Source organism: Mesorhizobium sp. M1365, from assembly GCF_040317865.1.
Lineage (GTDB): Bacteria > Pseudomonadota > Alphaproteobacteria > Rhizobiales > Rhizobiaceae > Mesorhizobium.
Genome location: NZ_JAMYLG010000010.1, coordinates 137,395 through 159,062 on the forward strand (window position 1 = coordinate 137,395; position 21,668 = coordinate 159,062).

A 21,668-nucleotide genomic window follows, 5' to 3' on the forward strand; every position below is an offset into this window, starting at 1 on the left:
GCGTGGTTTCGACGTGCTAGCCCGTATTTTGACACAGGTGAACGAACGCCGCCATTAATCGGGTTCAGAACCGCAGATTGGCGGTTCGACTATTCCGCGATGTCCAGCAGGGTCGATATCAGCAGCCGGCGCTCTTCGGCGGAGAGAATGTCCGAATCGAACAGGTTCATGCTGCGAAGCCCTTCGATGGCGAGATAGCAGACCAGCAGCGCCTTGAGGTTCGGCGTCTCCTGCTTCAGCCGCTCGAATAGCTGCCGCCTGAACGATTTTATCGGCGTCAGGAAATCGGGATCCTCGGCAATCGCCGAAAATATCCAGGATGCCGACGGTTTCGATTCCTCGGCATGCTCGGCCGACAGCTTGATGTAAGTTGCAAGCGGGCTTTCGCCGTTGACGCCGGCCGTGCGGGCGGACTCCAGGGCCTGCTCGAAGGCGCGCAGGTAATCCTCCACCAGCGCCTGCATCAATTTCGCCTTGGTCGGGAAATTGTAGAGAAGACCGCCCTTCGACACGCCGGCACGGCTGGCGACCGCATCCAGCGACAGGCTGCCAGGACCCGTCTCGCGCGCCACGGCGGCGGCGGCGGCGAGGATCTTCTCGCGCGAATTTGCTCTGCGGGCCTTCATCAAGCGTTCCCCATTCATTAGCTTAGGCGGAATTGACAAGACCGTCCAGACGGTACAGTAAGATCGCCGTCATTTGAAATTGGGACCAGGCACAGGTATGTGTTCCGGTCATCCGACCGTTATGCTGGGCCGTGGCCGAGGGACTGTTCGTGATCAAGCGCTTCATCATCGCCTTCATTCTGCTCGTGCTGGTGTGCGGCGGCATCGTCGGCTTCAACCTGTTTCGCGACAATGCGATCAAACAGTTCTTCGCCACCATGAAGCCGCCGGCCGCGACCGTGTCGACGGTCATCGTCAAACCGATGTCATGGACGCCCGGCATCGAGGCGATCGGCACTGTCAGTGCCGTACGCGGCGTCGACCTGACGGTCGAAACCGCGGGCATCGTCAAGGACATCCTGTTCCATGCCAATCAGAAGGTCGCCGCCAACGCCGTGCTGCTGCAGCTCGACGATGAAGTCGAGCGAGCCGACCTCGTGGCATCGAAGGCGCAAGCCACCTCCGACCAGACGACGCTGATGCGCGCTCTTGAGCTGCAGAAGCGCGGGGTGGGCACCGATGCCACGCTCGACACGGCGCAGGCAGCAGCATCGGTCTCCGCCGCGCAGGTAAACAAGCTGCAAGCGGTGCTCGACCAAAAGCAGTTGACGGCCCCTTTCAAGGGTACCGTCGGTATTCCGAAAATCGACCTTGGCCAGTATCTCACACCCGGCACCGCCGTGGTGACCTTGCAGGACATGGATACGATGCGTGTCGATTTCACCGTGCCGGAGCAGCAGCTTCCGCAGCTGAAGATCGGACAGACGGTGCGGTTGGGCGTCGGCGGCGGCGACATGCCGTTCACCGGCAGCATCCGCGGCATCGATCCGAAGATCGACCCGACCAGCCGGCTGGTGACCGTGAGGGCGGAGGTCGGCAATCCCGAAGGCAAGCTGACGCCCGGCCAGTTCGTCCAGGTGCGCGTCGAACTGCCCGAGGAGAACGACGTGCTGGCGCTGCCGCAGACGGCGCTGACTTCCAGCCTGTACGGCGACTTCGTCTTCGTGGTGCGCCCGGCCAAATCCGCCGAAGCCAACGGCGCGGCGCCCGAGGCAAAGCCGGAAGAAAAGCCGGCTGCAGATGCTGCCAAGCCCGCGGCCGAAGCACCCGCGGCAAAACCCGACGAAAAGCCGGCTGCTACCCCAGCCAAACCGGCAGAGGAAGCCAAGCCGGCAGCGGAAAAACAGAAGCCGCAGCTCGTGCTAGCCCAGGTGTTCGTCAAGCCAGGCCGCCGCAACGCCGGCCTGGTCGAGATTCTGGAGGGCATCGCGCCCGGCGACGAAGTCGTTACCGCCGGCCAGAACCGGCTCTCCAACGGAATGTCCGTTGCCGTCGACAACACGATCGATCCGAGCAAGCCAGGGAACCAGCAGGCAGCCCAGCAATGAGCTTTTCCGACCTCTTCATCCGCCGCCCGGTCCTTTCGACCGTGCTTGCCTGCATGATCCTGCTTCTGGGTTTTCAGGGAATCTTCAACCTTTCGATCCGGCAGTATCCAGAGGTTGAAGAAACGGCCATCACCATCACCACGGCCTATCCCGGCGCCAGTGCCGACCTGATCCAGGGGTTCATTTCCGCGCCGATCGCGCGTGCCGTCGCTTCGACCGAAAACATCGATTATGTCACGTCGTCGAGCCGGCCGTCCTCCAGCACCGTGACAGTGCAGATGAAGCTCGGCTCCGACCCCGACGTCGCGCTGAACGAAGTCTTGTCGAAGGTTCAGAGCGTTCGCGGCGATCTACCGGACGAAACCAAAGACCCGGTGATCGTCAAGGGCACCGGCCAGCAGTTCGCGATGATGTACATCTCGATGCAGAACCCGAACATGACGCCGGAACAGCTCACCGAATATATCGAGCGCGTCGTGCGGCCGCGTATCTCGACGGTCGAAGGCGTCGCCGACGTGCAGATCTTCGGCGCAGCCGAATATTCGATGCGGGTCTGGATCGACCCGATCAAACTGGCGGCGCGCGGCGTGACCGCGGCGGAAGTGCTGGCCGCCATCAACGAATCGAATTTCCTTTCCGCGCCCGGCGACACCGAAAACGAATATGTGGTTTCTTCGATCACCGTTCGCTCTACGCTGCAGACCCCGGAGGCTTTCGCCGCCCTTCCACTCCGGTCGAAGGACGGCAATGTGGTGAGATTGCGCGACGTGGCCCGCGTCGAACTCGCCGCGGCGAACACCGACACCAGGGTCAGCTTCAACGGCAAGCCCGGCATCTTTCTCGCTATCTTTCCGACGCCGGCCGCCAATCCGCTGACCACCGCGGCGGCAATCCACAAGATTGTGCCGACCATCCAGGAGACGCTGCCGCTCGGCATGACGATGGAGATCGTCTACGATTCAACCGAGCAGATCAGTGCGTCGATCGAGGAGGTGTTCAAGACCATCGGCGAGGCGGTCGCCATCGTCATCGTTGTTATCCTGCTCTTCCTCGGCTCGTTCCGCTCGGTGCTGATGCCGATCGTGACCATTCCGCTGTCGCTGATCGGCGTCTGTTTCCTGCTGTTTTCGGTGGGCTATTCGATCAATCTTTTGTCGCTGCTGGCCATGGTGCTGGCGATCGGACTTGTCGTCGACGATGCCATCGTGGTGGTGGAAAACATCCACCGCCACATGGAGGAAGACGGCTTGTCGCCGATGCAGGCGGCGTTCAACGGCATGCGCGAGATCTCGTCCGCCGTCGTCGCCATGACGATAACATTGGCCGCCGTGTTCGCGCCGCTGGCCTTCACCGGCGGCCTGACAGGCGCACTATTTCGCGAATTCGCGGTGACGCTTGCCGGCTCGGTGGTGCTTTCGGGTGTCGTCGCCCTCACCATCACACCGATGATGTCGGCACGTATCCTGAGGTCCGGCTCGCACAGCCGCTTCCAGCGCATTGTCGACAATACGTTCGGGCGCGTCGAACACATCTATGAGCGGCTCGTCACCGGTTCGTTGAACTATCGCCCGGTGACGCTGATGATCGTCCTCGCGCTGGTCGCCACGACCGGTTTCATGTTCACCAAGACCGCGAGCGAACTGGCGCCGGAAGAGGACCAGGGTTTCCTGCTTTCGCTGGTGACCGCGCCGCGGTACGCGACGTCGGACTATACCGAAACCTACGTCAATCAGATACTCGGCCTGGTCAAGGATCTGCCTGAGACGCGGGCACAGTTCTCGGCGGTCGCCTTCGGTGGTGGCCAGACGAACAGCGCTTTCGTCGGCTTTGCGTTCAAGGACTGGGCTGACCGCACGCGCAACTCGAAGGAAATCCAGCAAGACATTACGGGCCGCCTGAGCAAGGTGGCGGGCGTCGAAGCTTTCGTCTTCGCGCCGCCGACGCTGCCCGGCTCCGGCGGCGGCCTGCCGATAACGATGGTCGTGCGCTCGACCGGCGACGCCTCGCAGGTGTACGAGGCGGCCGAAGACATCAAGAACAAGGCGCAGGCCTCCGGCCGCTTCATCGTCGTGCAGAATTCGATGACCTTCGACGCGCCGCAAGTGACGGTGACGATCGACCGCGACCGCGCCGCCGCGCTCAACCTGCCGATAGCCGACATCGGCCGGACGCTGACGCTCCTGGTCGGTGGCGCCGAAGTGGCGCAATTCGACCGCGAATCCAACAGCTACGACATCATCCCGCAGGTGCCGCAGAGCTTTCGCGACAACCCTGAAAAACTGGGCGAGTATTTCGTGCGCAGCGTATCGGGCGAGATGGTGCCGCTCTCGGCGGTGGTGAAGATCTCGACCAACGCGTCGCCGGCCGCCATCGAGCAGTTCAACCAGCTCAACTCGGCGACGATCTCTGCCTTGCCGCGGCCCGGCATCACCACCGGGGATGGGCTACAGGCGATCGAGGACATTGCCAAGCAAAGCCTGCCCGACACCTTCTTCATCGACTATACCGGTCAATCGCGGCAGGAGAAGGAACAGGGCTACACGATCATCATCGCCTTCGCGGCGGCGGTGCTCGTCATCTATCTGGTGCTGGCGGCGCAATTCGAAAGTTTCCGCGATCCGCTGATCATCATGATGGCGGTGCCGCTGTCGATCTTCGGCGCGATCGTGCCGCTTAATGTCGGGCTTGGCACGCTCAACATCTACACCCAGGTCGGCTTGATCACGCTGATCGGCCTGATCACCAAGCACGGCATCCTTCTGGTCGAGTTCGCCAACCAGCAGCGTGAAATGCACGGCATGCGGCGGCGCGATGCGATCATCGCGTCGGCCAGGGTGCGGCTGCGGCCGATCCTGATGACGACGGCGGCGATGGCGCTCGGCGTGGTGCCGCTGATCATCTCCAGCGGCGCTGGTGCCGCGGCACGCTATTCGATGGGCCTGGTGATCTTCACCGGCATCCTGGTCGGAACCATGTTCACGCTGTTCGTGGTGCCGATGTTCTACACCTTTGTCGCCAGCAAGGACCTGCCGCATCACGCCGAAAAGCCGGATCCGAAGCTGATGCCGGTAATGCCGGATTAGATTGCGCTAATATCCGGCCCTTGCCTGGGAGCGACGAGAAGCATCGCTCATTTAACGATGACGATGCTGGTGTTGGCCGGGCCGAAGACCTCGACGAGCTGGTAGAAATCGGCGGCGTTGTCCGGATGCAGACGCACGCAGCCATGCGAGGCTGGCTGGCCGAGGCGCTTGATGGCGCTTGTCGCATGTACGGCGTAGCCGCCGCTGAAGAACACCGAATGCGGCATCGGGGCGTTGTCGTATTTCTTCGAATACCAAATTTCATGCATGCGGGTCGGCTTGAACGAACCGGTCGGCGTGACGTGCGTCCTGTCGCCGGTCGAGACTTTCCAGGCGAATGTCGGCCGGCCGTCGACCAGGATTTCCATGGTCTGCTGCGATAGCGACACACGCGCGACGATCTTGTTGGCGGCGGCGTGGGCTGCGCCGTTGCCGGCACTGACAAGCAAGGCAGTACCGGTGATGACGGCGGCGGCGATGTTGATGAGCTTGGCGGAAATGGCAGTGCACATGATGTCTCCCCTATTCTGCCGGTCGGGACCGGCTCAATTCGATGACCGGCTTATCGGGGCGTCATGTTTCAAGCCGATTTCGCTAGATGCTCGTTTGTGTTTCGATTCTGTTTCCCCTGGTTAACAGAAAAGGTCCGCGCAAAGCAGCTTGCAGTTGCACGACGTCGTCATGACGGTGGCGTGTTTGCCTAGGCGGATCGGCCAAACCGCGGCGCGAATACGCGATTGCCTTTCGTTTGATAGGAAGTCACCTGACTCCGAAACCGAGCTGCAACAAAGCGCAGCCTCGGCGGCATGATCCGGATACAGCGAACAGGCAAAGTTGACCTGACGAAAACAGCGGTCAACGAACGATCGGAAGCCAACACTGTTTTCGCTACGGTCTGGATTGGTCTGGACAGTTTCCAGCCTGCGCGTCGACCGGCTCAAGCCCCTCTGGCGGGGGCGGCTTAGGGCCGTTGAGGATGCGCGGCGCCTCCGGCAACTTGCAGCCGAGAGGACCGAAGGCCCGCGCCGCAACGGGGGGCTCCGCGGGCGGCGCGGGCGCTTCGGGGGTTCCCCTGAAGTGCCCGTAAATTCCAATTTTGAGGAACGAACAGGATGAAAACGAAATTCGCCGCTTCGGTGCTTTCCGCGCTGCTTTACGTCCAGGGGCTGCTCGGCATTGCCGGCCTCGCCACCGTGCTGCTGAAGGAACGTGCCCATGCCGGCGAGGTCAGCACGAACAGTGACATGCCGTCCGGCCCGTCGCTTCTCGTGGTGCGCTGAAGAGCATCGGACCCCAAGGTGGAAACCGGTTGTGGGAAAATCCGATGCTCAAGACAAAAGGGTGGCCGTCCTGCCTTCAATCGGCGAATTGCGTCGGCGGATCGAACCGGTAGCCCGCACCCCGTATGGTGGTGATGGTTTCGGTATCGAGCTTGCGGCGCAGCCGCACGATGCGCGAATCGATCGACCGATCGAAGGCTTCGGCATTTTCGGCGGGCGCGGCGGCGATGATGTCGTCCCGCGTCAGCACCTTGCGCGGGCTGGCCAGGAACAGCCTGAGCAGCGCCACCTGCCCGGGGGACAGCTGTTCTTCCGTGCCCGAGCGGTGCATGACGATGGCCGATCGGAGATCGACGGTCGCGTTCTCCAGCACGATCAGTTCCCCGGCGCTCCTGCCGCGCCGAGCCAGAAGGCCGCCTACGCGAGCGGCAAGCTCCCTGACATTGAGCGGGCTTTCGACGACGTCGGCGGCGCCGAGTTCGAGCGCCAGAACCTTGTCGACCAGATCGGCCGGGCGGCAGATCAGGATGAAATCCGGTCCACCTTCGCCGCCATGTCGCCTGAGCAGGTCGCGCCCCTCTGCCTGGCTGACGCTGTCGCCGACAACCACGACATCGATACCCTTTGCCGAAAGCAGCGATTCGGCCTCCCACGGCTGTCGCGCCGCGCGGACTTCATGACCGCGCCGCTCGAGATGATCGGCGAGATCGGTCGCAATTACTTCAGCGACGGAAACAAGCGCGATAACGGATCGTGCAGCCATGTTTTTCTACCCCGCATACGGCAACCCAAGAAGAGTGCTGGACATCATGTTTATACCCAATCTACTTTCCGCTGAAAGCGGGAGCGAAAGCATCGTGCGGGCACGAATTGTCATTGTCGAGGACGAGCCCGACCTGAGGGATGCGGTCGCCGAGTATCTCGGCGCCAGCGGCTATGATGTGGCCACGGCCGAAAGTGCGGCGGCGGCGCGCGACCTTTTGGAAACCCAGTCCTTCCATCTGGCCATTCTCGACATCGCCATGCCGGGCGAGGACGGCCTGTCGCTCGGCCGCTGGATGCGGTCGAAAATGCCGATCGGCATCATCTATGCGACGGCCGCCGGTACCGCGCTCGACCGCATCGTCGGACTGGAGCTCGGCGCTGACGATTACATCGTCAAGCCTTACGAATTGCGCGAAGTGCTGGCCAGGGTGCGCAGCGTGCTGCGTCGCGTTCCTGAGCCGACCGAGCCACAAAAGGCCAAGGCTGAAACATCCGGCGGCCGCCGGTCCGTGAGCTTCGGACCCTTTCACGCAGATCTCGACGGCAGGCTCGTCACCGGCGCCAACGGCGCGGTCATCGACATGGCCAAGAGCGAGTTCGACGTGCTGGAGGTGTTCCTGACGCGCGCCAACCGGCTGTTGACGCGGGCGGCGATCTCCGAGGCGATCGGTTTCGTCGAGGACCCGGAATCGTCCCGCGCGGTCGACATCCGCATCATGCGGCTGAGAAAGAAGATCGAAGCGGACCCGGCCAACCCGAAATTCCTGCGCACGGTGCGCGGCGAAGGCTATATCTTCTCGCTGCCGGCCGGTGAAAATAACTGAGGCCTGGCGGCTTGAGCAAGCCAAGGCCAGGAAATGACCATGACGGCTGAAACAGCACGCGCGGACACGCAGGGCGCCAGGCAGGGCGCGGCGATGGTGGCCGTGCATGTGGTTCGCCGGCTGCGCGAAGCCGGCGATTGGCAGCGCGAGATGGAAGGTATCCTCCAGACGCTTTGCGAAGCCATGGATTGTCACCGCGGCATCCTGTTTCGCCTGCGCGAACTGCCCGGCCAGGGTTTCGCCCAGTCGGTCGCCGCTTATTGGATCGCCCCCCGGTTTGGCGGTGAGCTGGCGTCACCTACCGTCATCGTGCAGTCGGTCGTCGATTCGGACCCATTGCTGGAACGGCTGGCAGAGGACGAGCGTCAAGGCAAGATCTTCGCCGGGCACACACGCGATCTCGAAGGCTTTCTGCGGACCGATTTCGAAAAGCAGAACATCAAGTCGTTCCTGTCGGTGTCGGTCTTTTCGCACGGCAATTTGTGGGGCACGCTGGCGGTCAACGATTGCGTCAACGAACGCGAATGGACCGACCAGGAAGAGGCGGCGCTGCACATGGTGGCACTCGCCATCGGCGATGCCATCGAACGATCGCCCTCCGACGCGCATGCCAGCGACGTCATTCGCCGCACCATGCTGCAGGCCTCGCTCGACGCCATCATCGTCATCGACGAGACCGGCTCGATCATCGAATTCAATCCGGCCGCCGAGAAGATGTTCGGCTATCGGCGCAGCGATATCCTCGGCAAGGACCTGCTCGACACGGTCGTGCCGGAATATTACCGCAAGGGCTATGCGTCCGGCGCCGAATATATGTCGGGCCGCGGCGCGCCGATGGTCGGCCAGCGGCTCGAAACGGTCACCCAGAACGCCGCCGGCGAGGTTTTTCCGATCGAGCTGACGGCAACCGAGATGCGGGTCGCCGATCGCCAGCTGATCTTCGGCTCTATCCGCGACCTGCGCGACAGATTGCGCGCCGAGGAGGAAATCAACCGCCAGCGCGAAAAACTGCACCAGAACGAGAAAATGGCGGCGATGGGCTCGCTGCTTGCCGGCGTTTCGCACGAGCTCAACAACCCGCTGGCCGTGGTCGTCGCCCAGTCGACGCTGCTGCATGAATTCGCCGCCGATCCGCAGACCAAGGTGCGCGCCGAAAAGGTGCGCGCCGCTGCCGAGCGCTGCGGCCGTATCGTCAAGAGCTTCCTGTCGATGGTCCGCCTGCACCCGGCCGCACAGGCCGAAACCGACCTCAACCAGGTGATCCGCGCCGCACTCGAAGTGACCGCCTATGGCGCACGGTCGAGCGGCATCATCATCGACACCGATTTCGCCAGCGGCCCGTTGCTGGCCATGGCAGATGCCGACCACGTGACGCAAGTGGCCGCCAACTTCCTCATCAACAGTCAGCACGCCTTGGCCGGCGTTGCCGGCGACCGCCGGATCAAGGTCCGGACGTTTCGCAGCGACCGCGGCAATCCCGGATTCTCGGTCGAGGACAACGGACCAGGCGTGCCGGAAGCGATACGCTCACGCATATTCGAATCCTATTTCACCACCAAGCCGGTCGGTGTCGGTACCGGCATCGGCCTGTCGATCTCGAAATCGATCATCGAGCGGCACAATGGCAATATCTGGTTCGAGGAGGTTTCGCCGAGAGGTGTGCGTTTTGTCGTGCAGCTGCCGGCGATCGCTGCTGGCGCGGCCGCCGCTAGCGACAGTCCGTCGCGGTCGAGCGGCTTGCGTCACGCGCTGATCATAGACGATGAGCCGGATGTCGCGGCGTCGCTGTCCGACATTCTGGAGTTGATGGGCATCAAGTCGCGGATCGTGCCGGCCTGGGTCTCGGCCGCCGCGACGCTGAGCGGCCATGTCCCGCCGGACATCGTGTTTTCCGATTTGCGCATGCCCGGCACCAGCGGCATAGCCGCCTATCGCGAGCTACTCGCCGAAATGCCGGGTCTGGCGCGGCGCTTCGTGCTTGTCACCGGCGATCTGATCGGCGCGAAAGGCGAGATCGAGGCGCTGCCGGCGCCGCAGCGGCCGCCAATCCTCGAAAAACCGTTCAGCACGCTGGATGTGCGCGGCGTGCTCTCGGCCATTGCCGAGCAGGCCGGTCTGGGCGGCTAACTCCGCGATCTCTCCCGGAAGAAAAAGGCTCCCGGCCGACATTGCGGCGGGAGCCTGACTGGAGTGCTGGAGGGCGCTCGCAAAAAAATCAAAAAACGTTCGGCGTATCAGCCAGCGGGGCGGCATTGGCGATCATGCGGACCGGTCGTGCCTTGCCCGACTGGGCAGCGATGACGCGCAGGCAATCCAGGCTCTCGGCGCCCCAGGCCTGCCCCTTGCAGGCAAAATCGATCTCCGGCATCGGCAGGCGCGCCGTCTTGGTGGTGGTTGTCGCGCCGTCGATGAGGTTGGCCGGCGGGTTCAGTGAGGCGAAGGCCGGACCGACGGTAGGCGTCAACGCCATGCCGGCAAATGCGGCAGCCGCCAGCAGCATGAACATCGCCATCGGATGATCACTGGCGCGCTGGCGCAGCGCCAGCTTCGGGCGCCGGTCGTTACGCTGGGGACCCTGCTGGCGAAGGTCGGTATCGGTGATCTGGATTTTCGTACGCATCGTCGTTTCCTTCGGTCTTCTTCTTTTCTCTGTTGAAACGAACCTAATCGCACCTTGTAACCGGCCAACGATGATGAATTAACGATTGTGTAACCGGCATGAAACCAAGCCCGCGGCCATTCCTGGGCAAACCGATCCGGCGTAGCTGGCAGCACCGGTGGCATTCTCTGCTCGTTTTGCGCTACCCACGGCACCAGATCCGCGTCGCCTTTCCAGGCCCACGGAGCGTCGGGCGCTCAACAAGTGTAAGGGGATTAACGTCTGGAATTCCCGGGATTTTCCCGGCTTCGATCGTTCGGACTGGGCTCTCGAATCCCGTTCGATTTCCCGTCAAGACTTAGCCCCATTTTTCCAAGCCATTGCATTTCAATGGAAAATATGCTTTTATTGAACGACCATTCAATAAATAAAGAGCCTTTATGAACCCGCATCTGCGTGACGTGGCAATCCCCAACGATTGGGATCGGCGGGGGCTGCCGGGCTGGAGCTATCATTCCGACGCCTTGCTCGAACTCGAGAAAGAGCACGTCTTCCGCAACCATTGGCAGATCGCCGGCCATGTCTGCGACGTGCCGAACGCCGGCGACTATCTGACGATGGATGTGGTCGGCGAGCGGGCGCTGATCGTGCGCGGCAAGGATGGCGTTGTGCGCGCCTTCAACAATATGTGCCGCCACCGCGGCAGTCGCGTCGTTGCCGACAGCCAGGGCACTTGCAAGAATGCGCTGGTCTGCCCCTTTCATGGCTGGGTCTACAATCTCGACGGCACGCTGCGCGGTGCTGCCCGCCCCCGTTCATTCCCCGACCTCGACAAGACCGATTTCGGCCTGATGCCGCTCGAGCTCGAAATCTGGATGGGCTTCATCTTCATCCGTTTCCGCAAGGGTGGGCCGCAGCCATCGGTGGCCGAGCTGTTGAAGCCGATCGAAGCCGAGATTGCCCATTACGGCGTCGCCGAGATGGTGCCGTCCTGGGGCATCTGGACCCAAAGGACGCCGGTCAACTGGAAGTCGGTGCGCGATGTCGACAATGAAGGCTACCACGTCGCCATGGCGCATCCGGCGCTGCAGGACCTTTACGGTGCGACCTATTTCGACGAGCCGTTCGTCAACGGCGTGTCGCGCTCGTTCGCCACCTACAATCCGCATGCCGGACGGCGCTGGAGCGTCGCGCAGTACATCAAGCTCGCACCCGAGGCGAAGCACCTGCCGGAACACCTGCGCAAGGCCTGGATCTACTACGGCATCTTCCCGAACAACGTGCTGTCGCTCATGCCGGAATCGGTGCAGTTCTATCAGGAATTTCCGCTGTCGACGGGTGAGACGCTGCTGCGCGGCGCCATCTACCGCTATCGCGACGAGACCAGGGAACAGGCGGCAGCCCGCTACCTATCCTACCGCATCGACCGCGACACGCTGGCCGAGGATGTACAGCTTTCGATATGGTCCAACGAATCCATGCTGTCCGAAGCCTTCGGAGGTTTTTACCTCTCCGATCTCGAATATGGCGTGCGCACCCACCACGACCATTTGCGTAAGCAAGTTCCCGTGCTCGGATTGGAGACCGCGCCCGAGGAGAAGGATATGTGGGCACTCAACGAGGCGCTCAGATCACGCTCCTGACGCCCCGGTCCTCAGGCCCAAATGGCGACCGGAATGCCGAAACGATCGGCGAGCGGCGGATCCGGAAACGGCATTGCCTCGCCTCTGACGATGCGTCCGGCAACCACCATCATCGCCGCGGCGTCGAGGAAATCGTCGGCGGCCGCGCCGCGCGGCGGCGTCTGGTCGAGAAAATCCTGGCTATAACCATGCTGGGCAAGCAGCGCCTTGCGTTCGGCCATGCCGGCCGGATTGATGTTGCCCCTGATCTTCTTCGGCAAGCGCATAGCGCGGTCGCCGTTTAGTTTGCAGAAGGCAACTTCCGGATGCGATTCGAAGACGCGGCTGCGCAGTTCGGGCCGCGCGATCAGCAGCGAATCGATCTCGCGGATCTTGGCGAAGATACCGAAGGCCTGGATCGAGACACCGCGCGGCGGATCTGATGTCGTCCTGGCCACCTCGCTTGCCTTGCGATGTGCGGCGTACCAGGCATCGACCGTGGTGAAGGCTTCGACCTCGGCGTAAAGCGCGGCGCGGGAGGGGATGGCAAAGACACTGGACTGCCGGGCCCCGAGCAGCGGCCGCACCAGCGCCTCCGGGCCGCGACCGCCTCTTTGCGAGAAATCGGGCAGGCCGATTGGCATATCGACCGCTACCAACGAGTCGGCGGGCAGTCGGTCGAGCAACGCCGCGAAGCTCGGGAAAACGGCTGTCGACGGTGCCGCACCGGGATCGCGGCGGACGGCTATCCAGCCGGCCTTGCAACCGTCGACGCCGACAAGCACAACACCCCAGGGCATAACATCGTCGGGCGCAACGTCGTCGGGCGCAACATCCTCGGGCGCATCATCCTGGGGCACGGCGTCTTCGGCCTGCGTCACGCCCGGCGGTCCCGTTCCGGATGCAGGAGATGGCGAAGTTGCACCATCGCCATCGGGTGCGACAGGCTCTGGGCATCGGTCTCGAGCTGCAACTCGTCGCCGCCGCGCTTGGCGGTCCGCGCCAGGATCTCGTAGACCGCCGCCGTGGTCGATTGCAGCGCCTTGGCGGCCGGCTGGCCGGACAGGATCCGCGCCAGGTAGACGGCAGCCGTCAGGTCGCCGAGCCCATTCGGCGGCTTGTCGATGAGCCGGTGTTCGGCAAGCAGTGCCTCTCTGCCGGCGAGCAGTAAATTGCCGGTGCCGCCGGCCATCATCGCCGGCGCCGATGTGACCAGCATGGCCGGTGGGCCGGCCTGCAGGGCTGCAGCCATTGCCGATTTAAGGTCTGGCAGCGGCGCTCCGGCCATCCATTCCAGCTCGTAGCGGTTGGGCGTGGCGATATCGGCGATCGGCATCAGCCGGTCGCGCATGGCGATTGCGGTCGGCTCAGGTACGTAGAGCCCGCCCGAATCGCCCATCACCGGATCGCAGATATAGAGGGCGTCCGGCGTCTTCGCCTTGACCGCGCCGACCAGCGAAGCGACGGCTTCGGCCTGGCCAGCCTCGCCGAGATAGCCGGACAGCACGGCGCCGACCTCGCCCAGCCACGGCGCGCCCTCGAGGTCGGCCATCAGCGCCTTGAACTGGTCCAGCGGCGGCACAATGCGGGTGGCCCGGCCATGGCCCGGATGCCAGGGCAGGATGACGGTCGGTACCGCCCAAACCGGAAAGCCGAGCGTCTCCAGCGCAAAGACAGCGGCACGGTTGCCGACTGAGCCACGGGCGACATGACTGGAGACGACGATGACCGCGCGGGGCGCGTCGGTTTTTTCGGCACTCATTGATTTTTCCTAACTGCCCCTGGTGACGAAAAGCACGAGCCAGATCAACAGGCCGATGGCAATAAGCAAGCCCGCTGCCCGACCGATGCGGGTGCCCCAATATTCGATCGGGTCCGACCGGTCGGCATCGGCCGCGGTGACGTGGTCGCGCGCGCCTTTGGTGGTTCGTGCAAGGAACGAGGTGCCCCCCGGGTCGGTCTCGCGCGCCACCCGTTCGATGATGCGGCGCGATTCCGCGTCGCTGTCGTGGCGTTTCGCCATGGTGATGTCCCGTTCTATGCCAGAGCTTAACCCGTTCGCCTCGTCTGTCACAGGGCCCGACGGCGAATGGCAGAAACCAGTAACACTTCTCGGCCGAAGTCATTTTCTTACGCAAGGATTGTGCTAATGCTTCGCCTGCCAATGCTATTGAGGGGACTTATCATGCTTGCCCAGCGCCTTTCTTCGCCGCCAACCTTCCGTAATTTAGCTGCGTTCCTGGTTATGGCCGTCATGCTGCCGCTGCTTGCCGGCTGCGGCTACAACACCATTCCGACGGCTGAGGAAAACGCCAAGGCCGCATGGAGCGAGGTGTTGAATCAATACCAGCGCCGCGCCGATCTCATCCCCAATCTGGTCAACACGGTCAAGGGCTACGCCGCGCACGAGAAGGACACGCTCGATGCCGTGGTCGAAGCGCGCGCCAAGGCGACGCAGGTGACCGTGACGCCGGAAACGCTGAACAATCCGGAAGCCTTCAAGAAATTCCAGGACAGCCAGGCCGGCCTGACCAGCGCGCTGTCGCGCCTGCTGGCGGTGGTGGAGAACTATCCCGATCTCAAGGCCAACCAGAACTTTCTGGCGCTGCAAGCACAACTCGAAGGCACCGAGAACCGGATCACGGTCGCCCGCCGCGACTATATCCAGGCAGTGAGAGAGTACAATCTGACGCTGAGGACCTTCCCGTCGGTGATCTGGGCGACCTTGTGGTTCCGCGGCAACCAGCCGTTTGCGAATTTCACCATCGAGGAGGATAAGATGCAGCCGCCGAAGGTCGATTTCGGCACGCAGCAGGGCGGGTGAAGAACAGCCGGTGAGCGTGGTCCCTATTGGCCTTGCACTCCGTAGCGCCCCCCTCTGCCCTACCGGGCATCTCCCCCTCAAGGGGGGAGATTGGCAGCTTTGGCCTCACCGCCCATCCTGCAACGTTGGAGATTGGCGAAAGCGGTCGCGATAGTCGATCTTCCCCCAAGTGGGGGAGATGTCCGGCAGGACAGAGGGGGGCGCGACGAAGTGCAAACCACACGCTTCTGAGCGTCACTTTGCTTCTTCTTTGCCTTGGTCTGTTCCTCCCGCTCACCGCCCTTGCCGCCGCACTGCCGGCGCTGACCGGACGGGTCGTCGACAACGCCGGCATCATCGACGCCGCGACCGAGGCGGCGCTGACGCAGAAGCTTGCCGAGTTCGAGACCAAAGGGTCCGACCAGATCGTCGTCGCGACCATCCCCAGCCTCGACGGCGAGGAGATCGAGCCTTACGCCAACCGGCTGTTCCGCGCCTGGAAACTGGGCCAGGCGAAGGAGAACAACGGCGTGCTTTTGCTGGTGGCGCCGAACGACCGCAAGATGCGCATCGAGGTCGGCTATGGGCTTGAAGGCACGCTGACCGACCTGCACACCAAGCTGATCATCGAAAACGACATGGTGCCGGCCTTCCGTGCCGGCGATTTCTCAGGCGGCATCAGCAAGGCCGTCGACGACATGATCATGGTGCTGGAAGGCAATCCCGAAGAGCTGGAGGCGCGCGGCGAACGCAACCAGCAGCCGCCGTTCAACAGCGACGATCTGTTCTTCACGATCTTCATAGCCATCTGGGCAATCATCTTTTTCGGCGGCCTCGCAGCCTCCATCCTGCCGCCGATCTTCGGCCAGAAGATCGGTCCCGGCCGCTATCGCTGGCTGGGCATGACCTTCGAGCCAAACCGGCGGTCCTCCGGCGGCTGGTCGGGAGGTTCCGGCGGGGGATGGTCGTCGGGTTCAAGCGGTGGCGGGTTTTCCGGCGGCGGCGGTTCGTCCGGCGGCGGCGGCTCCTCGGGAAGTTGGTGACGAGATGACAAGACACGCCATCAGCCCGGTGGAATCCGGCCGTTTCACCAAAATGATCGGCACCGCGCTGTTGGCCATGGCGGTGCTGCTGGTCGGCTTCGCGGCCTTCGCCGCCGCACTGCCGGCGCTGACCGGACGGGTCGTCGACAATGCCGGCATCATCGATGCCGCGACCGAGGCGGCGCTGACGCAGAAGCTTGCCGAGTTCGAGACCAAAGGGTCCGACCAGATCGTCGTCGCGACCATTCCCAGCCTCGACGGCGAGGAGATCGAGCCTTACGCCAACCGGCTGTTCCGCGCCTGGAAACTGGGCCAGGCGAAGGAGAACAACGGCGTCCTGCTTCTGGTGGCGCCGAACGACCGCAAGATGCGCATCGAAGTCGGCTATGGGCTGGAAGGCACGCTGACCGACCTGCACACCAAGCTGATCATCGAAAACGACATGGTGCCGGCCTTCCGTGCCGGCGATTTCTCAGGCGGCATCAGCAAGGCCGTCGACGACATGATCATGGTGCTGGAAGGCAATCCCGAAGAACTGGAGGCGCGCGGCAAGCGCAATCCGGCGAATGACAATCCTGTCGATCCCATCTTCATGCTGTTCATCGTCCTGTGGGCGACGATGTTCTTCGGCGGCTTGGCAATGGCGTTCCTGCCGCCGATCTTCGGCACGAAGCTGTCGCCGGGCGTGTACAAGTGGCTGGGCATGACGTTCCGCTACGGCCGTGGGCCAGCTTCGTCATCTTCCGGCGGCGGTAGCTGGACATCCGGGACCTCGTCAGGCAGTGGCTGGTCGTCTGGAAGTTCCGGCAGCGGTTGGTCGTCCGGAAGTTCGGGCGGCGGGTTTTCAGGCGGCGGCGGCTCGTCCGGCGGCGGCGGTTCTTCAGGAAGCTGGTGAGACATCAATCATGGCAACACGACCGATCAGCCCCGAGGATCATGAGCGCATCGCCGATGCGATCCGCGCTGCCGAATCAAAGACCGACGGCGAGATCTACTGCGTCGTGGCGCATGCCAGCGACAGCTATTTCTTCCCGGCCGCTTTCATGGCGATGCTCAGCATGCTCGTCGTCAGCCTCGCCGTCGGTTACGGGCTGGAAGCCTGGTGGCTGTCGATCCGCTTGCCGCATTTCGTCATCGCCGAGCTTCTGGCGCTTGCCAGTGTGCTCATCCTGTTGTGGGCATTGCCGGCACTGCGCATCCATTTGGTGCCGAGGCGGCTGCGCTACCAGGCCGCCCACGCCAATGCGATGAAGCAGTTCCTCGCCCGCAACGTCCACCGCACCACGGCGCGCACTGGCGTGCTGGTGTTCGTCTCGATTGCCGAGCGCTACGCCGAGGTGGTCGCCGACAGCGGCATCGATTCTCGTGTCGGCCAGCATGTCTGGGACGGTGTCGTCCGCGACCTTACGGCGCATGCCGGCGACGATCGGCTTGCCGAGGGGTTCGTCAAGGCGATCCAAGCAGTCGGTGGGGTACTGGCCGAGCATTTTCCGGTCTCGACCGGCGACAGCAACGAACTGGACGACCATCTGGTCGAGATTTGATCTCGCCAAAAGCGGTTTCGCAGCGTCTCAAGGACGCACCGTCCGGCTGTGTGAAAGCATCGCGGCGGTTGACCGGACTCTTGCAATCGGGCGCGGCGGGTTTATGGTTAACCAATCATGAATACGCTGAGCATCGACATCAGGAAAGCCGAACCGCGCGATGCAGCCGCCATCGCCGACGTGCATCTCGAGGCCTGGCGCGGCGCCTATTCAGGCATCATCCCGCACCGCACGCTGACATCGATGATCAACCGCCGCGGCGCCGACTGGTGGGCGAATGCCATTCGCCGCGCTGCCACCGTCCTGGTCGTCGAAATCGGCGGCAAAATTGCCGGCTATGCGACGATCGGCAAGAACCGCGCCCGCGAACTCAGGCAGCAGGGCGAGATCTACGAACTTTACCTGCGGCCGGAATATCAAGGCATCGGGCTCGGCAGCCGGCTGTTCTCGGCCGCGCGGGCACGGCTGGCCGACCATGGCCTGAAAGGCATGGTGGTCTGGGCGCTGGAAGACAATCAGAACGCACTTGCCTTCTATGCCGGCGCCGGTGGCCGCGATGTTGCCGAAGGCGTCGAGATCTTCGAGCAGAAGGCGCTGAAGAAGGTCGCTTTCGTCTGGGAATGACGGCCAGCGCATGATCCGGCCGGTTTTCGGTTAGGACGGTCTCCCCGTACCATTCGCCGCATTGCACCATTCGCCGTCGCCCGCTATCGATCTGCAATCGAGAGAGGGATAAAGCGATGCGTATCGAAGCGATTGCCAGCGGAAAGAACCCGCCCGAGGACGTCAACGTCATAATCGAGGTGCCGATCGGCGGCGAGCCGATCAAGTACGAGATGGACAAGGAGGCCGGCACGCTGTTCGTCGACCGCTTCCTGCACACTTCGATGCGCTATCCCGGCAATTACGGTTTCGTACCACACACGCTGTCGGGCGACGGTGACCCGATCGACGTATTGGTCTGCAACACGCGCGCGCTGGTGCCAGGCTGCGTCATCAATGTGCGGCCGATCGGCGTGCTGGTGATGGAGGACAATGCGGGCCAGGACGAGAAGGTCATCGCTGTGCCTTCGCCCAAGCTGACCTTGCGCTACGAGGACGTCCACGAATACACGCAATTGCCCGACATCACCCGCCAGCAAGTGCAGCACTTTTTCGAGCACTACAAGGATCTCGAACCCGGCAAATGGGTCAAGATCGAAGGCTGGTACGATGCGGCCTATGCCAAGAAGATGATCGTCGAGGCAATCGAGCGGGCCAGGCGCAAGTAATTATCGGGCGCAAATAATCAGTTGTCGACGCGGCCGAAAGCGGGCGCGTCGCCCAGCACCTCACGCTTGTCCTTGCCGCAGGCGAAGGTGCGTGCCTTCTCGTCGGCAAGCTTGCGCGCCTGATCGTTGGCGGCGGGATTGCCGGTGGCGAGCACAAGGCCGATCGTGCAGCCTTCGTGGGCGTCAGGCTGGGCAACCTTGGCCACAATCAGCACTTCCGTCGACTTGTTCTCGCCCTCGGTATCGCTGATCGAGCGACGATGAATGACGGCGAACGGAATGGCAGTTTTGCCGTTGGTTTCGATCCGCCACTCGACCTTGGGTCCAGCCGAATTGAGGCCGGAAAAGCTTTCCCAGACCGTGGTCATATCGCCAGGTGGAAAGCCGTAGAACAGCGATTCCCGCGCATCGTCGTAGGAAACCAGCACCGGGTAGCCGCGGTAGCCCGAACAGGCGAGATCGGCCCAGTCGCCGTTGCCTTCTTCCGCTTGGGCATAGGTGACGCAGTCCTTCTCCCAATCGAGATCGGTATAGACGCTGGATATGTCGCCGGCCCGGGCCGCCTGGCAGAAACCGGCGAGGGCAAGCGGGATCAAGAGAGCGCGCATGGCGGAACAACTCAGTTCAGGGGGCGCAGCGTACCGTCAAATTTAGCAGCAGCCTAGAGGAAGTCAGGCTGCGCACAGTGGTCTGGCAAAACGGAACACTATTTCTTCAAACTTGCCTCTATCAGAAGATCGGCGTTGCGGGCCACCGACTGCGCCGGTCCGCCGGCACCGAACAGCTGGCCGCTAATATAGGCGCCCTCGATCAGCAGCAGCAGCCCGTCGCCCAGCGTCTCGGCGTCGCCGGCGCCCATCGCCGCCGCCATGGCGCGCAGGCGGCGGCGCAGTTCCTGCTTATTGGCCTCACTCACGACGCGGGCCGGATGGCCATGTTCGGGATATTCGACCGCGGCATTGGTCATGCCGCAGCCGCGATAGTCGGGCCTTTGCGTACGCTTGCCGACACGCGTCAGGAAGGCGACGATCTGCGCGCGCGGATCGCCGGGATGGGCATCCACCGCCTCGTCGAAACGCTCCCAGAATTCGAGGTCATAGTGCCGGAGGTAGGATGCGGCCAGCTCGTCCTTGGACGGAAAGCTGCGGTAGAGGCTGGGCTTGGTGACGCCGGCACGCCGCACGATCTCGTCGACGCCGATCGCCCTGATGCCTTGCCGGTAGAACAGATCGCGCGCCACCTGGAGAATCCGTTCGGCGGCGCGAGGCGGCGGTGCGTCATTCGCCTTGATCGTTGGTTCAATGCTTTTCATGCCTGGTCTGCCGATTAGCTGGTTGACAATGTTACAGGTCGGTACGTATGTTTCGCGCTCCTGCAACGTACCGGTCAGTAACATGATAGCTCAATCCCGCCCGTTTGGCCAGCGCTACGCTTTCGTCGTGGTCGCCGTCATCTTCCTTTGCCTGCTGATCGCAGCGGGCCTGCGTTCGGCGCCGGCAGTCATGATGCTGCCGCTGGAGAACAGTTTCGGCTGGCGGCGCGACGTGGTGTCGCTGGCGGCGGCCACCGGCATCTTCCTCTATGGCCTGACCGGGCCGTTTGCCGCGGCGCTGATGGAGCGGATCGGGCTGCGCCGCACCTTGCTTGCCGCGCTGCTGTTGATGTCGGGATCGACCGCGCTCAGCCTGTTGATGACCAAACCGTGGCATCTGCTCCTCACCTGGGGCGTGTTTTCCGGCGTCAGCTCGGGCGCCGTCGCCACCGTGCTCGGCGCGACCATCGTCAACCGCTGGTTCAAGACCAATCGCGGCTTGGTGATGGGACTGATGTCGGCGTCCAGTGCCACCGGGCTGCTGGTCTTCCTGCCGCTGCTCGCCTCGCTCGCCCAGTCGGGCGGCTGGAAGCCGGTCGCCATCGCCATTGCCGTGGCCACCGCCTGCCTGGTGCCGCTGGTCTATATGCTGGTGCCGGAGCGCCCGGCGTCGATCGGCATGGTCCGCTATGGCGCCGATGCCGACGACGTGCCGCCGGTGCCGCCAGCCTCGCAAGGCAATTTCCTTTCGCATACATTGAGCACGCTGCGCCGCGCCGCCGGCACGCGCGTCTTCTGGTATCTGTTCGCCACCTTCTTCGTTTGCGGCTTCACCACCAACGGGTTGGTCGGCACGCATCTGATCGCCTTTTGCGGCGATATGGGCATCGGCGAAGTGCAGGCCGCAGGCCTGCTCTCGATGATGGGCATCTTCGACCTTATCGGCACGACGCTGTCGGGCTGGCTCACCGACCGTTTCGACCCGCGCAAGCTGCTCGGCGTCTATTATGGCATTCGCGGCCTGTCGCTGATCTATCTGCCCTATTCCGGCTTCTCGGCGACCAGCCTGATCATCTTCGCGGTGCTTTACGGACTGGACTGGATCGCCACCGTGCCGCCGACGCTCAGGCTTTCCAACGAGGCGTTCGGCGACCGCAGCGGGCCGATCGTCTTCGGCTGGATCGTCGCCGGCCATCAGGTGGGTGCGGCAACGGCGGCCTTTTTCGGCGGCACCATGCGCGAGCTGCAAGGCAATTACGAGCTTGCCTTTCTGATTGCCGGCATGACGGCAATAGCCGCTGCCTGCATCTCGCTGCTGATCAACACCACCCGCCCGGCCTTTGATCCGGAACCGCAGGCGGCGTAGGGCGCAATCGGCCGTGCTAATCTCCCCCCTGTTTGGACCGGAGACATCGCGAACAGGTGTGCGAGGACATCGCGAACAGTGCTCCATGCTATCTCTCGACGAG

Annotated in this window: 22 protein-coding genes; 13 read left to right on the plus strand and 9 right to left on the minus strand. The window is 63.2% G+C overall.

What is annotated here, in order from left to right; translation table 11 throughout:
• Positions 1 to 89: 89 nt before the first annotated feature.
• Positions 90 to 626: a TetR/AcrR family transcriptional regulator gene (locus NKH04_RS14825; RefSeq protein WP_352683701.1), complete on the minus strand. Its 537-nt coding sequence runs from the start codon at positions 624 to 626 to the stop codon at positions 90 to 92.
• Between the two features lie 131 nt (positions 627 to 757).
• Between NKH04_RS14825 and NKH04_RS14830 the strand changes: the two genes are divergently transcribed.
• Together NKH04_RS14830 and NKH04_RS14835 are read left to right on the plus strand one after the other, a co-directional pair.
• The gene (locus NKH04_RS14830) at positions 758 to 2,053 is read left to right on the plus strand and encodes an efflux RND transporter periplasmic adaptor subunit (RefSeq protein WP_502913394.1); all 1,296 of its coding nucleotides are present in this window, start codon (positions 758 to 760) and stop codon (positions 2,051 to 2,053) included.
• The gene (locus NKH04_RS14835) at positions 2,050 to 5,136 is read left to right on the plus strand and encodes an efflux RND transporter permease subunit (protein WP_352613219.1); all 3,087 of its coding nucleotides are present in this window, start codon (positions 2,050 to 2,052) and stop codon (positions 5,134 to 5,136) included. The genes NKH04_RS14830 and NKH04_RS14835 overlap by 4 nt, the downstream gene beginning before the upstream one ends.
• Positions 5,137 to 5,183: 47 nt before the next feature.
• On the opposite strand, the gene NKH04_RS14840 is transcribed toward NKH04_RS14835, so the two are convergent.
• Positions 5,184 to 5,648, minus strand: a complete 465-nt coding sequence (locus NKH04_RS14840) for a L,D-transpeptidase (RefSeq protein WP_352834647.1) — start codon at positions 5,646 to 5,648, stop codon at positions 5,184 to 5,186.
• A 600-nt stretch (positions 5,649 to 6,248) separates the two neighbouring features.
• Here NKH04_RS14840 and NKH04_RS14845 point away from each other — a divergent pair.
• Positions 6,249 to 6,416, plus strand: coding sequence for a hypothetical protein (locus tag NKH04_RS14845; protein WP_023721318.1), 168 nt, complete (start codon positions 6,249 to 6,251; stop codon positions 6,414 to 6,416).
• Between the two features lie 76 nt (positions 6,417 to 6,492).
• Here the strand turns inward: NKH04_RS14845 and NKH04_RS14850 are convergent, their stop codons facing one another.
• Positions 6,493 to 7,179 carry a winged helix-turn-helix domain-containing protein gene (locus tag NKH04_RS14850; RefSeq protein WP_352834644.1) on the minus strand — a complete coding sequence of 229 codons (687 nt, stop codon included), beginning with the start codon at positions 7,177 to 7,179 and terminating at the stop codon, positions 6,493 to 6,495.
• Positions 7,180 to 7,225: 46 nt separating this feature from the next.
• Between NKH04_RS14850 and NKH04_RS14855 the strand changes: the two genes are divergently transcribed.
• Together NKH04_RS14855 and NKH04_RS14860 are read left to right on the plus strand one after the other, a co-directional pair.
• Positions 7,226 to 8,005, plus strand: a complete 780-nt coding sequence (locus NKH04_RS14855) for a response regulator (protein WP_352492215.1) — start codon at positions 7,226 to 7,228, stop codon at positions 8,003 to 8,005.
• A 39-nt stretch (positions 8,006 to 8,044) separates the two neighbouring features.
• Positions 8,045 to 10,132: a PAS domain S-box protein gene (locus NKH04_RS14860; protein ID WP_352470718.1), complete on the plus strand. Its 2,088-nt coding sequence runs from the start codon at positions 8,045 to 8,047 to the stop codon at positions 10,130 to 10,132.
• An 88-nt stretch (positions 10,133 to 10,220) separates the two neighbouring features.
• Here the strand turns inward: NKH04_RS14860 and NKH04_RS14865 are convergent, their stop codons facing one another.
• Positions 10,221 to 10,625, minus strand: a complete 405-nt coding sequence (locus NKH04_RS14865; RefSeq protein ID WP_023678146.1) for a hypothetical protein — start codon at positions 10,623 to 10,625, stop codon at positions 10,221 to 10,223.
• A 419-nt stretch (positions 10,626 to 11,044) separates the two neighbouring features.
• On the opposite strand from NKH04_RS14865, the gene NKH04_RS14870 reads away from it, so the two are divergent.
• The gene (locus NKH04_RS14870; protein WP_352852000.1) at positions 11,045 to 12,247 is read left to right on the plus strand and encodes an aromatic ring-hydroxylating oxygenase subunit alpha; all 1,203 of its coding nucleotides are present in this window, start codon (positions 11,045 to 11,047) and stop codon (positions 12,245 to 12,247) included.
• Between the two features lie 11 nt (positions 12,248 to 12,258).
• Here the strand turns inward: NKH04_RS14870 and NKH04_RS14875 are convergent, their stop codons facing one another.
• The 3 genes from NKH04_RS14875 to NKH04_RS14885 form a co-directional block, all read right to left on the minus strand.
• The gene (locus tag NKH04_RS14875; RefSeq protein WP_352683763.1) at positions 12,259 to 13,026 is read right to left on the minus strand and encodes a DUF429 domain-containing protein; all 768 of its coding nucleotides are present in this window, start codon (positions 13,024 to 13,026) and stop codon (positions 12,259 to 12,261) included.
• Between the two features lie 77 nt (positions 13,027 to 13,103).
• Positions 13,104 to 13,988, minus strand: a complete 885-nt coding sequence (pdxY, locus tag NKH04_RS14880; RefSeq protein WP_352873158.1) for a pyridoxal kinase PdxY — start codon at positions 13,986 to 13,988, stop codon at positions 13,104 to 13,106.
• Positions 13,989 to 13,997: 9 nt separating this feature from the next.
• Positions 13,998 to 14,249 carry a hypothetical protein gene (locus NKH04_RS14885; protein ID WP_023678142.1) on the minus strand — a complete coding sequence of 84 codons (252 nt, stop codon included), beginning with the start codon at positions 14,247 to 14,249 and terminating at the stop codon, positions 13,998 to 14,000.
• Between the two features lie 162 nt (positions 14,250 to 14,411).
• Between NKH04_RS14885 and NKH04_RS14890 the strand changes: the two genes are divergently transcribed.
• The 6 genes from NKH04_RS14890 to ppa all read left to right on the plus strand — a co-directional run bounded on the left by NKH04_RS14890 (position 14,412) and on the right by ppa (position 18,887).
• Positions 14,412 to 15,050, plus strand: a complete 639-nt coding sequence (locus tag NKH04_RS14890; RefSeq protein ID WP_352834637.1) for a LemA family protein — start codon at positions 14,412 to 14,414, stop codon at positions 15,048 to 15,050.
• A 227-nt stretch (positions 15,051 to 15,277) separates the two neighbouring features.
• Complete coding sequence (locus NKH04_RS14895) at positions 15,278 to 16,072, plus strand: TPM domain-containing protein (RefSeq protein ID WP_352852001.1); 795 nt, start codon at positions 15,278 to 15,280, stop codon at positions 16,070 to 16,072.
• 52 nt (positions 16,073 to 16,124) lie between these two features.
• Positions 16,125 to 16,967 (plus strand): TPM domain-containing protein, encoded by an 843-nt coding sequence (locus NKH04_RS14900; protein ID WP_352834701.1) that lies wholly within the window; start codon positions 16,125 to 16,127, stop codon positions 16,965 to 16,967.
• Between the two features lie 10 nt (positions 16,968 to 16,977).
• Positions 16,978 to 17,616 (plus strand): TPM domain-containing protein, encoded by a 639-nt coding sequence (locus NKH04_RS14905; RefSeq protein ID WP_352540896.1) that lies wholly within the window; start codon positions 16,978 to 16,980, stop codon positions 17,614 to 17,616.
• A 117-nt stretch (positions 17,617 to 17,733) separates the two neighbouring features.
• Complete coding sequence (locus tag NKH04_RS14910; protein WP_023678138.1) at positions 17,734 to 18,240, plus strand: GNAT family N-acetyltransferase; 507 nt, start codon at positions 17,734 to 17,736, stop codon at positions 18,238 to 18,240.
• Between the two features lie 116 nt (positions 18,241 to 18,356).
• Entirely contained in the window at positions 18,357 to 18,887 is a 531-nt protein-coding gene (ppa, locus tag NKH04_RS14915) for an inorganic diphosphatase (protein WP_352451245.1), read from the plus strand.
• A 17-nt stretch (positions 18,888 to 18,904) separates the two neighbouring features.
• Here the strand turns inward: ppa and NKH04_RS14920 are convergent, their stop codons facing one another.
• Both NKH04_RS14920 and NKH04_RS14925 read right to left on the minus strand, forming a co-directional pair.
• Positions 18,905 to 19,495, minus strand: coding sequence for a hypothetical protein (locus tag NKH04_RS14920; protein WP_352767490.1), 591 nt, complete (start codon positions 19,493 to 19,495; stop codon positions 18,905 to 18,907).
• 98 nt (positions 19,496 to 19,593) lie between these two features.
• Entirely contained in the window at positions 19,594 to 20,199 is a 606-nt protein-coding gene (locus NKH04_RS14925) for a TetR/AcrR family transcriptional regulator (protein WP_352540898.1), read from the minus strand.
• Between the two features lie 82 nt (positions 20,200 to 20,281).
• Here NKH04_RS14925 and NKH04_RS14930 point away from each other — a divergent pair, with 82 nt between their 5' ends.
• The gene (locus NKH04_RS14930; RefSeq protein WP_352817462.1) at positions 20,282 to 21,565 is read left to right on the plus strand and encodes an MFS transporter; all 1,284 of its coding nucleotides are present in this window, start codon (positions 20,282 to 20,284) and stop codon (positions 21,563 to 21,565) included.
• The last annotated feature ends 103 nt before the right edge of the window (positions 21,566 to 21,668 follow it).